The organism is Amaricoccus sp. B4 (assembly GCF_043226085.1).
GTDB lineage: Bacteria > Pseudomonadota > Alphaproteobacteria > Rhodobacterales > Rhodobacteraceae > Amaricoccus.
The window spans coordinates 101,038-115,000 of record NZ_CP171226.1 but is presented as its reverse complement, the minus strand read 5'-3'; the positions used below and the strand labels follow the sequence as shown (position 1 = coordinate 115,000).

General features: G+C 61.7%; 8 protein-coding genes and 3 pseudogenes. 7 read left to right on the top strand and 4 right to left on the bottom strand.

Translation table 11 applies throughout. From position 1 onward, the window contains the following. Positions 1-151: 151 nt before the first annotated feature. Positions 152-1,174, bottom strand: coding sequence for a LacI family DNA-binding transcriptional regulator (locus ACF66B_RS19325; protein WP_111432042.1), 1,023 nt, complete (start codon positions 1,172-1,174; stop codon positions 152-154). A gap of 181 nt (positions 1,175-1,355) precedes the next feature. Between ACF66B_RS19325 and ACF66B_RS19320 the strand changes: the two genes are divergently transcribed. From ACF66B_RS19320 to ACF66B_RS19310, 3 genes are all read left to right on the top strand, one after another. Next, complete coding sequence (locus tag ACF66B_RS19320) at positions 1,356-2,288, top strand: dihydrodipicolinate synthase family protein (RefSeq protein ID WP_111432043.1); 933 nt, start codon at positions 1,356-1,358, stop codon at positions 2,286-2,288. Positions 2,289-2,498: 210 nt separating this feature from the next. Continuing rightward, entirely contained in the window at positions 2,499-3,494 is a 996-nt protein-coding gene (locus ACF66B_RS19315) for a TAXI family TRAP transporter solute-binding subunit (protein WP_111432044.1), read from the top strand. Positions 3,495-3,570: 76 nt separating this feature from the next. Further along, positions 3,571-5,472, top strand: a complete 1,902-nt coding sequence (locus ACF66B_RS19310) for a TRAP transporter fused permease subunit (protein ID WP_111432045.1) — start codon at positions 3,571-3,573, stop codon at positions 5,470-5,472. Positions 5,473-6,763: 1,291 nt separating this feature from the next. Here ACF66B_RS19310 and ACF66B_RS19305 read toward each other — a convergent pair. Next, positions 6,764-6,935, bottom strand: a pseudogene (locus ACF66B_RS19305) (IS256 family transposase); the annotation flags it as partial. Between the two features lie 144 nt (positions 6,936-7,079). Then, positions 7,080-8,549: an NCS1 family transporter gene (locus ACF66B_RS19300; protein WP_111432046.1), complete on the bottom strand. Its 1,470-nt coding sequence runs from the start codon at positions 8,547-8,549 to the stop codon at positions 7,080-7,082. Positions 8,550-8,868: 319 nt separating this feature from the next. Here ACF66B_RS19300 and ACF66B_RS19295 point away from each other — a divergent pair. Beyond that, positions 8,869-9,033 (top strand): annotated as a pseudogene (locus ACF66B_RS19295) (thermonuclease family protein); the annotation flags it as partial. A 13-nt stretch (positions 9,034-9,046) separates the two neighbouring features. Here ACF66B_RS19295 and ACF66B_RS19290 read toward each other — a convergent pair. Next, positions 9,047-9,325, bottom strand: coding sequence for a hypothetical protein (locus ACF66B_RS19290; RefSeq protein WP_162683463.1), 279 nt, complete (start codon positions 9,323-9,325; stop codon positions 9,047-9,049). Positions 9,326-9,603: 278 nt separating this feature from the next. Here ACF66B_RS19290 and ACF66B_RS19285 point away from each other — a divergent pair, with 278 nt between their 5' ends. From ACF66B_RS19285 to ACF66B_RS19275, 3 genes and pseudogenes are all read left to right on the top strand, one after another. Further along, positions 9,604-9,957 carry a hypothetical protein gene (locus ACF66B_RS19285; protein WP_162683464.1) on the top strand — a complete coding sequence of 118 codons (354 nt, stop codon included), beginning with the start codon at positions 9,604-9,606 and terminating at the stop codon, positions 9,955-9,957. A 730-nt stretch (positions 9,958-10,687) separates the two neighbouring features. After that, positions 10,688-11,567: pseudogene (locus ACF66B_RS19280) on the top strand (IS5 family transposase). Positions 11,568-11,943: 376 nt separating this feature from the next. After that, positions 11,944-13,884 carry a hypothetical protein gene (locus ACF66B_RS19275; protein ID WP_111432047.1) on the top strand — a complete coding sequence of 647 codons (1,941 nt, stop codon included), beginning with the start codon at positions 11,944-11,946 and terminating at the stop codon, positions 13,882-13,884. Positions 13,885-13,963: the final 79 nt, after the last annotated feature.

Here is a 13,963-nt window from a genome sequence, read left to right as displayed (position 1 = left end):
TCGCTTTCCAACATCTTGTCAGACCACAAAAGTCGCAGTTGGGAATAGCGCGCACCCCAAACGCCGATGAGTTTCGGCGGATCTTTATTATGCAATATAACTTGCAGGCATTTCGGGAATCAGGTCCGTTCCATTGGTGCTTGCTTGTGCTTCACCTCCCCAGTGACGTCGTGGACCGGCGCGGAATGAGGGTGGGTGTGGCGACGCGGATACGGTCCTCTACACTGACAGGTCCATGCGCCAGGAGATCGAGTGCCGAAACGGCGATCTGATCGAAAGGCACGCGGACACTCGTCATCGGTGTTCCAAGCCTGCTCACGATCGGAATGTCATTGTAGCCGACCAGCGAGATGCCCTCCGGGATTGCGATATTCAGTCGCCGAAGCGTCGACATCGCGCCAATTGCCGTATTGTCGTTGACCGCAAAGATCGCCGTAGGTCGTTCGGGCAGTTGCATCAGTGTTTCCGCCGCCTCTACGCCCGCATCGATGCTGAAGCTTTCCCCGACGATCCAGTCAGGTTCTATCTCGGCCCCGGCCTCCTCCATTGCCTGCCGATACCCATCGACACGTCCGCGGCTGCTCGAGGCATAGGCCGGCCCAGCTATCACGCCAATACGACGATGCCCAAGGTCGAGAAGGTGCCGCGTCGCGAGATACCCGCCAAACCGGTCGTCGGCGACGGAGGAGAGGTTTTTTCCGTCGGTACGGAGTGCCAGCACGAACGGAATGCCACGCGCAGCAAGTTCCTCGGGATAGTCGTCATCGTCCCGCGCCGTACAGAGCACCAGTCCGTCCACACCCCGCTGCAACAAGGTATGCGCTGCCGCACGATCCGCCTTGGGCTCGTCATCGGTTGTGGCGACAATCGCAAACTGCCCCATCCTTGCGCAGGCACGCGCAATCGCCTCGTAGAGCATCGCCATGACAGTGTCGGTCAGCCGCGGAACCACCACGCCGATCGTCATCGTCTTCCCGCGCCGGAGGCTCGCGGCAGCTCCGTCGCGCATATAGCCCAAGTCCGCCGCCACCTTCCGCACTCGTCTGGCTGTTTCGCTCTCCGAGCGTGGCAACCGCTCGTCCAGAATTCGCGACACGGTGGACTTGGACACGCCTGCCGCTGCGGCGACGTCGTGGATTGTGACCCGGCCCGATGGCTCCTTGTCCTGCAGCATTGCGCATTTCCTTTCAGAGGGCGGCAACTGAGGGATCCCACGCATCCAAGCTTGACGTAACATCGATTCTTGCGTAGATATGGGAACGTTCCCGACAACGATCCTTATAACACAGGTGAGTTTGCGCGGACAACCATAGGAACGATCCCGATAACGATCCGCAAGATAAGGAAAAAGAAAAATGGCAATTGACTGGAAGGGACTGAACCCCGCTCCCGTGACGCTCTTCAAGGACAATGGTGACGTCGATTTTGAGGCGAACGCCCGTCTTGCGAAATGGCTCGCCTCCATCGACGGCGTGAAGAGCCTCGTCATCCTTGGGCATGCCGGCGAGGGCACCTTCCTCACCCACGACGAGCAGCTCGAACTCATTCGCGTCTACAAGGACGCCACTCCCCTGCCGGTCGTCGCCGGCATCACCGGCGAGGGTACCAAGGTCGCCTATGAGGAGGCCAAGGAGAAGTATGATGCCGGCGCCACCGCCGCGCTCGTCTATCCGAACCATGGCTGGTTGCGCTTCGGCTACCAGAAAGGCGCGCCGCAGACCCGCTACGAGGCGATCGCCCAGTCCGGTCTCGAGTGTATCCTGTTCCAGTACCCGAATGCGACCAAGGCGAGCTACGACCTGCAGACCCAGCTCGACATCTGTGCGATCGAGGGTGTCACCGCGACCAAGAACGGCGTGCGCGACATGAAGCGTTGGTACAACGAGATCCCGGAGATCAAGAACCAGTTCCCCGAGATCGCAGTGATGTCCTGCCATGACGAGTGGTTGCTGCCGACCATGTTCGATGTCGACGGCTTGCTGGTCGGCTACGGCAACATGGCGCCCGAACTTCTGCTCGAATATCTCGCCGCTGGCAAAGCGCAGGACTATCCGCTTGCTCGAAAGTATCATGAGCAGCTCCTGCCGATCACCCGCGCCGTCTACCACCGCGGCTCGCACATGGAAGGTTCGGTGGCGCTCAAGCATGCCCTGCGTGCCCGCGGTCTTGTCGACAATGTCAATGTTCGTGAACCGCTGAAACCGCTGGGCGATGGTGCCGACGAAGAGATCCGCGCCGCCGTCAAGGCATCAGGCCTGACCGTGATCCGTGAGACGGTCGACGCCTGATTCAATACTACGCCGGGGTGCGCTAATCTGCGCGTCCTGGCCATTGTGTCGCCAGCATCTGGAAGTCGGGCAATGCGGCCATCTGCCATGCCCGCCTGACTTCCCGACAGGACGACACCGGCGAGACCAAACAGCATCTCGTCGCGAAAGAGCATAAAAAATGCTTGCGTTTCAGCGCAGCTGTCTCAAGAACCCTGGGGAGGACCCGTCATGCTACATACATTGCAAGCCCGCCTGCGCATCTCTGCCTTGGCGGCTGCGGTCGCCATCATCGGTACGACTGCGACTGCTCAAGAGGTCCGCATCGGTGCCATGAGCGAAGGTAGTTCTTGGTATGTCTTCGCGGCTACGCTCGAGCAGATCATAGAGCCGATCCTTGGCAACAATTCAGTCGAAGTGATTGCCCGCGGTGGCGGCATCGCGAATCCGATGGTGGTTCAGGGCGGCAAGGCGGAGATCGCGCTCTCCAATGTCGCCAGCGCAATCTGGGCACAGCAGGGGAACGACGTCTATCAGGGAATGGCGGCACCCGACATCCAGGCGCTCGTCGGTGGCCTCAATGATGTCTACGTCGGGGTCATGGCGCGCGAGGCCTTCCTTGAGGATCAAGGGACCGATGACCTTGCTGCGATCCTGCAGTCGGGCAAACCCGTGCGCGTGCTGATGAAGCCGGTCGGTTCCAGCGCCGTGCCGGTGGCAGACATGATCTTCGAGTCGCTCGGCACGAGTGTGGACCAGATCAGATCCGATGGTGGGGATGTCGTTCAGGTCGACAGCGCACAGATCGCCGACCAGATCCGCAATGGAAACGCCGACCTCTACATCGACACGATGATCAAGGGACATCCGACCATCTCCGAGGTGAGCTTGACCTCCGACGTCGAGTTCCTCGATCTGCCGCAGGTGAGCCAGGACTTCCTGTCTCAGCAGGGCCTGACCATCGGAACATACGGGCCGTGGTTCGAGGGTCAGGACAAGCCGACTGTCGGCGCAAACCTTGGCACGGTCCTGATCGCCAACTCATCTCTGGACGAAGAGACCGCGTATCAGATCACCAAGGCGCTCATCGAGAACGCTGACCAGCTGAAGGCCTCGAACGCCGCCTGGGCCCAGTTCGACCCCAAGACCTCGATGCTGATCCAGAAGACCGGCATTCCGCTGCATCCCGGCGCAGAGCGCTATTTTCGTGAGGCGGGACTGATGTGATCCGACGGCCCGGCGGCAACAAACACCGCCGGGCCTGGTTCCTTCCCCCAGCATCAAAAGCTCTATGGAGAATCCAATGATTGCCCGCGTCCTGCGCAGTCCGGGCCTGTCGATCGCATTTGTCGTCGGGCTTCTGCTGATCGCCTTCCAGCTCTGGATCCTACGCTACCCCCAGCAGCCGCTGTTCGAGCGCCCAGTCCATCTGGTCGCCGCCCTGGTTCTGCTCTTTCTCTACAAGCCGCTTTCGGCTCCGGGCCTGTCCCCACGGATCAGGGTCGCGATTGATCGCGCGCTGATCGCAGCCTCGCTCGCAATCCTAGCCTACTACCTCATCGGCTACGAGCGGCTGACGACGCGAATGGAGAACGTCTCGCCCATCTTCTCGATCGACGTCGTCGCCGGCATTGCGCTTGTCTTCCTGCTGCTCGAAGGCTCGCGGCGCGCTGTGGGCTGGATCCTGGTCTGGGTGCTTCTTGCATTCATGGGCTATGCCTTCTGGGGCAATCTGCTTCCGGGCTGGTTGAGCTTCCGCGGCTTCGATCTGCCGACTGCGGTCGAGATTGCCAGCATGACCACATCGGGCGTGCTCGGCATCACGACATCCACCTCGGTCAACTTCATCTTCTACTTCATCCTCTTCGGCGCCTTCTACGCCGCGGTCGGAGGCGGACAGTTCTTCATCGACCTCGCGATCAGAGCGGCGGGCCGGGCTACCGGCGGCACCGCAAAGGCCGCGATCATCGGCTCCTCGCTGATGGGCTCGATTTCTGGCAGCGCTGTGGCCAACGTGGTCTCGACCGGCGTCTTCACCATCCCGCTGATGAAACGCACCGGTATTCCGGCCCATCGCGCCGCCGGCATCGAGGCAATTGCTTCGACGGGCGGTCAGCTCATGCCACCGGTGATGGGGGTTGCTGCCTTCATCATGGCCGAGATGCTGAATATACCATACGTCAAGCTAGCTCTGGCCGGTCTGATCCCTGCCGTGGCCTTTTACCTGGCCTTGCTCCTGGTGGTCGATCTTATGGCCCGGCGTGAAGGTGTGCGGGCGATGACTGCCGAGGAAGTGGCGGACACCGCACCAATTCTTCCTCGACTGCACCTGATTCTGCCGCCGGTCCTGCTGATCTTTCTTCTCATCTCGGGCTATTCCGCTGCCTTTGCTGCTGTGGCGGCGTCTCTCTCGTGCTTCATCGTGCCTTTCTTCCGACGCACAACATGGATTGGCAAAAAGGAAGTCATTGAAGCGCTGCGCGAAGCGCCCAAGCAAGCCGCCGAGGTCGCGGTTCCGATCGCTGCCATCGGCCTCGTCATCGCCGTGGCGGTGCAGTCAAATCTCGCCCTGAAGTTCGCGAGTTCGCTGATGGCGCTCTCAGAGGGATCGATCTATGCGTCTCTCGCACTCGCCATGCTGGGTTGCATCATCATGGGCATGGGCCTGCCGACGGTCGCCGCCTACATCATCGGCGCGGTGCTCTTCGCTCCAGCCCTGCAGGACCTGGGCATCACGCCGCTCGCCGCGCACTTCTTCATCTTCTATTACTGCGTGCTCTCGATGGTGACGCCACCGGTTGCGCTGGCCTCCTTTGCGGCAGCCGCGGTCGGAAAAGCTTCAGTCGGCAAGACCAGCCTCTCAGCCTTTGGCCTCAGTCTCGTGGCCTTCTTCGTGCCCTTCGGTTTCGTCTTTGATCCGGGCGTCCTGGCCCAGGGCGGTGCCGCGGCTGTTCTCGTCAGCGCCTTCGGCCTGCTGATCTCCACGGCTCTCTGGGCGATCGCCTTCGGCGGATGGTGTGGACGACCGTTGTCGTGGACATCGCGGATCCCGATCGGAGCGGCTGGTCTGCTTGCAGTCATCTCGCCATCTGGTTCGATAGCCTGGATAGCTGCACTCCTCCTCGGCTGGGCACTTGTAATCGGCATCGCGCTCCTGTCACGGGGCCATGTCAGCTCACCGCTCTTTGCGAAGCCGGCGAATTAGACAGTGGACTGGAAAGCTTCCCGCAGGAACTCCGTGCCGTCGGCGACGGCACGCGTTTAACACACTGGGCTGAAGTGCTAAATCCTCATGCGTCAAACGCCGGTGGAACGCTCGCTCCGACCCATGGATTCCGCTTCGGCGTTTAACACTTTCCGCGCAGACAGTCGCCCATGGCGGAGACGTGCCTCCATGACCGCCGGGGCAACCGGCTCTATCTCAACGCCACCGAGCGCGCGGGATTTCTCGCCGCGGCGCGGATCCGGCCCGCCCGCGACCGCACCTTGTGAGAGACCCTGCATCATACCGGCTGCCTGCCCTCCGAACTGCTTGAGATCACCCCCGCCCGCATCGATCTTTTGGGCGGCACGGTCACGCTGCGCTCGCTGAAGAAAGGCGCGGACGATTCCGGGAAGCCAAGGATTATCTACCGGGCAGTGCCAGTACCGCCCGACTATCTCGATACGCTCAACATGGCCTTTGGCATTCGCGGGTCCGTTCCTCCAGCGCCGCGCGGTAGGCTGTCGCGGCCTCCTCCAGCTGCGTCGTTCCGCTCTCCCGGGTGCCAAGGACCCAGAGCGCGGCGCCCCAGGTTTTCGAAGAAGCTTTCGATCGCCTCGACGCGGAACCGGGTGTCTTCCGGCAGGCGCGCGCGCAAAAAGCGAAGGGCTTCAGCGCGCCGATCCGGGTCATTCGACGTGGGCCCCGTGGCGAGACGCGTCACCTCTTCCCAGGGCATTCCGCAGACAAGGTTGACGCGCTGTCCGCAGCACCCCCGCCCACCGAGACGGCGCAGCCGCTCGCCTCGCTCCGGTTGCCCACCACCTGCGCCGAGACCCCCGGCGCAAGCGCGAGGAAAACCGCCAATGCAAGAGGCAAGAGCCGAACCGAAACAGGCATTCGCAGTCCGCATCAAATACAATCAGGGAAATACATTCGTCCCAAAAATACATGAAATCCTCGCAACTAAGAAGTCTGAACTCGCGAGGTTCGACTTTCTGAGCACAAGTCCCGAAAATATCCGACGGCTACCTCCTGCCCGTCCCAATTGGTCCGCGTAACCGAACCATAATTCTTGCGATCCAGCCGGAGAGTTCGCCAATACGCTGCCCATCCCTGTAATCGGACTGTCGCGTCCTCGGCGCGGCGCACTTCGTGCGATCTGTACTGCAACATATGACTGCGTTCTCCGTTCGAGGTCTTCGCAAGCACGTCTCTAAATAATTGTCGAGAAGTGTCATCCGAACAGAGAAACTACCGCCGTATTGCCTTATAAAAACTGTTGCCGGCAATGGGTCTGGAAGCCCCGCTCAGGTCCGTATCCGTGCCGCACGACCCGCTGACGCCCGTTGGGCAGGAATCTCCTCGGCATGCTGCGCGGCGAAGGCATTGGCTGCGGCCAGCAACGCCGCAGCCAGCATGCGTCGAGCGACTACACGTGCGATCTCGGTCAACGTGTCATCCAGGGTTCCAGACTGCTACCGCGGGGTGATCGTGGTATTGTCGTCCATGGCTTATCGCTCCTTCGGGAGGGTCGGGCAGGCGTGATTACCTGCCACGGTCCGCCGACGTCTCAGACCACCACATCACGTGGTTTCTGGCATAGCACGTCACAGGTCTTCGCGCGACGCCAAATGGCTCCCGGCGATGTCGCTCCAGCTCGCGCCACGAGAGGTCGCGAGGAAACGGTCGGCAAAACCGCTGTCGATCTCGGCTTGGCGATGACGTGGAAGGACGATTGCTCGCATCAGTGCTGTGTAAAGGATGAGGCCGACGGGAAAGCCGATCAGCACAGCGTACTCTGGCCACATGGCTGCGAGGCCACCCGCGATGAGCCAGGCGACGAGGCCTGCCGGATTGAAGCCAGCCATGTAGCGGAACTGACCCTCGGGGCGGTAGAGGTCGGGGGCGTTGAGCCGGCGGCGGCGAATGAGGTAATAGTCCGCCACCATGATACCGCCGATCGCCGAGAGGAAGGCGCCGTAGTAACCCAGGGAAGTGAACAGGTTGTCGAGGATTGCCCAGGGAAAGCAAAGGGTGCCGACAATCCCGGCAAGCGCAACGCCCAGCCGGTAGTCGAGGAGACGCGGTGCGGCATTGACGAAGGTGAGGGCGGCCGGGATCAGGTTCGCGGAGTTGTTGGTGGACCACTGCGCCAGCACGACCAGGACCAGGAGTGCGATGAGCGCGATACCCTGGGCGTCGCCCTGGATGACCTCGATCGGGTTCCAGTTGCCGGTGGCAATCCAGGAGACGGCGCCGAGCCCGGCGATGACCGCCTGGGTCACCGGGAGCGCGATGAGCTGGCCCGCGAAGACCCGCCGGTTGCGGGCAAAGAAGCCGCGGGCGCCAGGTTCGGTCCGCACGAAGCGGGTCAGGTTCGGGATGTCGATAGCCATGGTTGACCAGAAGCCGAGATTGGCGACGAAGAGCACAAGAAGCGACATCTGGCCGTCGGCCTGGAAGGTCCAGATATTGATGCCCTTCATCTCGGCGATGCCGTCGAGGGAGAAATACATCCAGACCGAGATCGCGATGATGGCCGGCGCCGCGAGGGCCGCGAGTTTTTCCACCGCCTTGATCCCCGCAGCCGTATTGATGATCTGTAGAGCGGCAAAGAGCACATACCAGACCACCCAGTTGTCAAAGCTGAAGAAATAGGACCCGATGCCGTTGAGTGCGATCGCGCCAAGATAGGTCTGGATACCGAACCACATTGCCGCGACGAGGCCGCGCGAGAGCGATGGCAGGTGCGTTCCGCGAGTGCCGAACGGCGCGCGAAGATAGACGGCGAAGGGAAGGCCGTGCTCGGTGCCGATATCGGCGGTCAGAAGCATGAAGACGCCGAGGACGAGGTTTGCCGCAAGAATTGTCAGGGCGATCTGGCCGAGCGGAATGCCACCCTGAGCGCCGGTCGCACCGAGTGAATAGGTGGCAATGATCACGGCTATGCCAACCCAGATCCAGGCGTAGCCCCAGGCCCCGATCGGACGCTGGTCGAAGGCGGTAGGGAGGATCGATTCCTCGATCAGCGGATTGTGGTCGCGGGATACCGCGCCATCCGGCAAGGTGACGGTCATTGGCAAATCCTTCTGGGGGCCGGCCCGTTTCCGGGCGATGTCCGCCATCAGCGCTCCTGTGTCCGTTGTCAGATGATTTGGGACACGAAGGCCTGACTGGGAACGGAGGGTCTGGCTCGATCGGGTTTCAGTTTATGCCGCGGTTTGGCGATGCAGCAAGAGGCGCTTCTCGATGGTCTTGGCTTTGATCTCCTTTTGCCGATTCAGGATTGCTTCTGCCCTGCCGAGGTAGACAAATCCGCCCCCTGCTGCCCCGCACCGGCTGCATGATCGCTTCCACCCGAGTATGCGCCTGCAAGACATTGAGAGCCGGATGCGCTGCCCGATCAAGGGCAACATCAGCAAGACCGGCGAGCGGATTTACCACACTCCGTGGTCGCCATGGTATTCGCGCACGAAGATCAATGAGGCGACGGGCGAGCGGTGGTTCTGTGATGAGTCGGAAGCCGCAGCGGCCGGGTGGCGTGCGGCTCGGTTTCGCTGAGTGCGGTTTCCCGTCAACGGTTTCGCAATCCCAATTGCGGACGCTTTGCCAATGCCCATTGCCGGGCAATATCGCAGGAGAACGTCATGAAACTTTCCGTCGGGTTGGCCGCTGCGGCTGCGGCGCTCTGCGCCGGGTGTAGCACCGGGGTCAACGGATAAAGCGTCGTCGGCCGAGCAGGCAGCCCCGCATGGTTTTCTTCGGCGTCGCCAGAGACGCAGCGTGCCCATTTCGAGGGTATTTGCGTCGGGTATGGCTTCACTCCAGGCACGTCTGAGATGACGTCCTGCATCGCGGAGGAGGCACGTTCCGCCAAGGGGCGCGCAGAAGCCAGACGTCTGGCAGCTGCCGAGAACGCCCAGCAGAACGCTTACACGATGCAGCCCCGGACCGTAACCTGCCACACCTTCGGCAACACCACGACGTGCAATTGAGCAGGTTGGCACCGGGCGCGGGGGTCAGTCGCTATTGCGCCCGGCGGGACAGCAAAGAGAAACTGTGAAGATAAACACGTGATGGTGACCCGATATTGCTTGCTGGCGGGCGTTGCCTTGGGAAGTTGTAGCCAACATGACGCTAGCAGAACCGCCGCGTGCGGGGATTTGTTTGCCAATAACAGACCGTGTTGGCATGGTAGACAGCGTAAAGTGGGAAAGTGGCTTGGGGGGCAGCCCCGCCACCGCCGAGATCGTTTCGGCGGGCATATCAGTCGAGGGAGAAATAATAGCAATACAAGAAAAATACAAAGATTTTTCTATCAATATTTCATACGTTGACCCGTTCGCCGGAGATGCAGAAATTTCAATATTCAGTGTGTTTGGCGGGTATAGGATGGCAATGATTAGTTTTGATGAAGTGAATTCTCGCCGGATTGTAAGGGGTATCGTGGGATACCTAGATGCAGATTGCGTGCTACTGCAATGAGGCTCTTGCGACAGTCTCCTGAGGAGCCCTGCCAAGGGCTACGGACCGGGGATCACACGCAACTCAGGATCGGCGCGCCTCGCCGAGATACGGCGCACATCCGCTGCTTGGAGGTAACAAAGCCGGTGACAAGGCCTCCAGAGCCTCCGCGTCAACACAGCTAAGTCTTTGAGAAATTGGCTCCGGCGGTAGGGACCGAAGGCGCAGGCTCAACGCACTGAAATCTCGACACTTTTCCGGATCGATTCCCGTCCGACTCCGCGATGTGCCATCACATGTGCCGTAACTTGTGCCCTGGCGCAATAGCGCCGCGAGGCGAGGATTGTCGGATCACCGCGACCCTGCTGTTCGGGGCGCGTTCAGGTGCGCGAAGGGCGGTCACGGGCAGCCCGTTCCCAGGGCCGGCGCCCGTCATGGCAGCGGCGGCTGATCCGGTGGCGCATCCGGCTCGGGCACGGGACAGCCGTCGGGCAGCTCGAGACAGTCGCACTGCTCGTCGATGGCTTGCGCTGCCGCTTTCCCCAAGGCGCGCACGAGTCTTTTCGGCCTCGGCGCGGCATTTCCGGACGGTCATGTCGCGCGGCAACGCGGGCTGCGGCACAACGAGATCGCAGGTTCTGGAGGCTCTGTTGCACAAATCGCGTGAAGGATTCATCTCGTGAATCCAGCGTGGTAGCTGCGATGCATGAGTTGACCCACGCCCCCGACCTACAGGACCAGGAACTGGCCGATCTACAATGAAGCGCTGAAGCGCCGGGGCTCGCTGACGATCTGGTTCGGTCCGGAGATGAGCTGGGATGCCGAGCCGTCAGGCAGGCGTGGCCGCCAGCAGACCTACAGCGATGCCGCCATCCAGACGTGCCTTTCAATGAAGCTGCTGTTCGGCATGGCGCTTCGGCAGACGACCGGTTTTATTGAGAGCCTGCTGCGGCTGGTCGGCCTCGACTGGTCGGTGCCCGACTTCAGCACGCTGTCTCGGCGTCAGAACCTTGGCCGTCGACATCCTTTACCGTGGGTCGAAGGGCCCGTTGCACCTGCTCATCGACAGCACGGGCATCAAGGGCGAAGGCGAGTGGTACGCCCGCAAGCATGGTGGCCCAAAATGGCGGGTCTTGCGCAAGATCCACCTCGGGATCGACGAGGAAACGCTTGAGATCCGGGCTGTCGAGATCACCAGGAGTCACATCGGCAATGCGCCCATCCTACCCGAACTTCTCGATCAAATCCCGGAGGACCGAGAAATCCACAGCGTCGCGGCAGATGGCGCCTACGCCACGCGCAAGTACCACGAAGCCATTGCCGATCGCGGCGCTCATGCCGTCATTCCTCCCGGCAAAAACGCCAAGCCCTGGAAGGCCGTCACCGCCGGAGCCACGGCTCGGAACGAAGCCCTGCGCGCAGCGAAATACCTTGGCCGTGCGCTCTGGCGAAGATGGAGCGGATACCATCGCCGGAGCCGCGTCGAGACGAAGATGAATTGTATGAAATTACTGGGTCAGCGGCTCATGGCCCGAGACTTTGATCGTCAGGTCGCGGAGCTACAGGTCCGTATCGCCGTCCTGAACGGCTACACCGCGCTTGGCATACCAATCACGGAAGCTGCGGGATAAGTCCGTCCGGGGAAAGGGGAGATTTGGCCGTCAGCCGATTTATGCAACAGAGCCCGTGGCCAAGACAAATGATGCGACGATGCCGTCATGGAGACAGACGCCTCATGGGACGAGATCGAAGCGAGGGCGCGCGTGGTCTCGCGCAATCCGACAGCGAACCAACGATCAGTGCGTCCGAAATGTGTTTGTGGTGAACGAGAGAACCATGGATCACCGCCCGGATCACTTCCTCGGGCGCTTCATCGAGCGCTGGCCGCGCAAGGGGCCTGCCTCCGCCTGAGAGCAACGTCGTCGCCGCGCGTCGAAGAAGATGACAGGGCCGTCGGCATCGTGCCATCATTCGCCAGAGAATTAACGACTCTGCCGGATTTCAGCGATGCATTTCATCTTCCGTCATTCCCTTTCGTTCCTCGTCTCGATCTTCCTTCTGTCACAGCAGGCGGCGGCTCAGCCGACGCTCGTGGCGCCCGAAGGCAGCATTGCCAATCCAACGGAAAAGTTCTGGTCTCTCAACACCAAGCCGGAGATCGGAGACGTTGCCCTGACATGGACGTTCCGCGAAGGCTCCACCCTAAGCATCGTCTGCCCGTCGCTCAGTGGACGCGGTCCTGCATCTCTGGTCGTCAGTCGAGATGTCGTCCATCTGCCATGGGACGAGTGGAAGGTGGATCGCGCCACACTCGACTTCTTGCGCGTCGACAGAGACGAGGTCATCGGTTACACGCACTTCCTTCCCGTGCCCGGAACTGGATGGCTCACCAGCGACATGGGCGGAAAGGGTGCCGAGGTACTCGAGGCCCTCGGAGCGGGTAGTCAGCTGCAATCGGCCTCACGCACGAAATCCCCGGAGAGCTGGCGTATACCCCTGTCGGGCATGAAGGCACTCCTGGGCGATTTCCGGAATGCATGCAGCAGCGCGGCGGCCACCCCGGGGCACGACATCCTGCCGCCCTATCAGACAACCGGAATGGTGAAGATCTCGGATCTTCCGGCAGGCGCGGCGAAAACCCATCCGGACTGGGGGCAGCTCACCGGATACAATCACGGCGGGCGCGGCCTCAGAAATCCGGTTCACGAGGTCTGGACCCGACCCGCGGGACGCGAGTGCGCGGGCCTCCTCCTGATCACCAGCGTCTACGACTTCGACATCTACGACCTCGCACGGGGTGCCGAGTCCGACTTCACGTCGCTGAATGTCTTCGACCCCGAAAGCGGGCGACCACGGGACGTGAAGCTTGGCCTCTCCCAGGGAGAGTGCGCCACGGGCGGGCGCCTGCCGGTCTGGCAGCGCCTCAATCGCGCGACGGGAGAGGCCCAGATCCGCGTCTTCCCAGGCGAAGAAATCTCAACCGCGCAGCTCACGGACATCATCGCCTGGGCAGATAGCTACGATGGCGATCCTGACCGGTTCGAGGACGACCTGAGGGCCCGCCTGCGAACAGGTCATGAAAGCACGCCGACCCGGCCGGGGTCTCCTGCGCTCGAAGACTGGCGCATCGGCTTCGGCTACGAACTGCGCGATGGCAGCGCGGTCCTGGGGCGCGCCCTGCCCACAAACGGACCGGCGGAGACCCTGGCGCCACAAGAGCTTCCGGACGAATGCTTCCAGTCACCGGGGATTACACAGGTCGGCGGCCTGCCGGTGGACGACGCTGATGCGGTGGAGACCGTCTATACCGGGATCGTCCTGGGTCAGCCACGTCTCTTCATATCCTGTGGAGACGTGCGCGTTGCACCGGCTGCCCTCCTTGAAGGTCAGCGCGAGGATGGAAGCTGGGCCATCGTGACTTCCGCTTCGCAGGATTTCGTGAACAGCCTGCTGGAAAGATACCTGCTGGCCCACGATCAGCGCCTGGGGTTCGAAATATCAGAGCTCGACACAGGCGGCGTCTCCATCCGCTCGGCGGGGAGTAAAAAGCCATGGGACATGAAGGCCGGCATCCGCGATTACGGACGCTCGCGCTTCCTGGTCGTCGAACTTGATGTGAGATCTCAGTCAACGGCAGAATCCACGGCCAGCCTGATGCGGGCGGTGGGGCTACAAACGATCATTCAGCCCGTGGATGCCGGCGAAGAGGGCGCCAATGACGAGGACGTCGAGCGCGAGGCACGGCTCTTTGTCTTATCCAAGCGCATAGAGCCCGGATGGGAGCCGCAGCGCATCATCGAGAGCCTCCCTCTCCTGCTCAACATCTTTCTCCTGGAGACCACAGAAAGCATGGTAACCCTCGAACAATTCATGGACGGCGGGAGGCGCCTCGAAGACCAGGAACTGGTCGAGGAGACCCTGTCCAAGATGGTCGAGGATGGCTTGTAGACGAGATCATGCAGTTCGATAGGCGCGCCTTCACGGCAAACGCCCAGGCGCGCGCTCCGCGCCCGGCGCACTTGCCCAG

Coding starts and splice junctions, on each gene's coding strand:
- ACF66B_RS19315 (WP_111432044.1), top strand. CDS start 2,499: ATGCTACATACATTGCAAGCCCGCCTGCGCATCTCTGCCTTGGCGGCT.
- ACF66B_RS19325 (WP_111432042.1), bottom strand. CDS start 1,174: ATGCTGCAGGACAAGGAGCCATCGGGCCGGGTCACAATCCACGACGTC.
- ACF66B_RS19320 (WP_111432043.1), top strand. CDS start 1,356: ATGGCAATTGACTGGAAGGGACTGAACCCCGCTCCCGTGACGCTCTTC.
- ACF66B_RS19285 (WP_162683464.1), top strand. CDS start 9,604: ATGACGCTAGCAGAACCGCCGCGTGCGGGGATTTGTTTGCCAATAACA.
- ACF66B_RS19290 (WP_162683463.1), bottom strand. CDS start 9,325: ATGCAGGACGTCATCTCAGACGTGCCTGGAGTGAAGCCATACCCGACG.
- ACF66B_RS19300 (WP_111432046.1), bottom strand. CDS start 8,549: ATGACCGTCACCTTGCCGGATGGCGCGGTATCCCGCGACCACAATCCG.
- ACF66B_RS19310 (WP_111432045.1), top strand. CDS start 3,571: ATGATTGCCCGCGTCCTGCGCAGTCCGGGCCTGTCGATCGCATTTGTC.
- ACF66B_RS19275 (WP_111432047.1), top strand. CDS start 11,944: ATGCATTTCATCTTCCGTCATTCCCTTTCGTTCCTCGTCTCGATCTTC.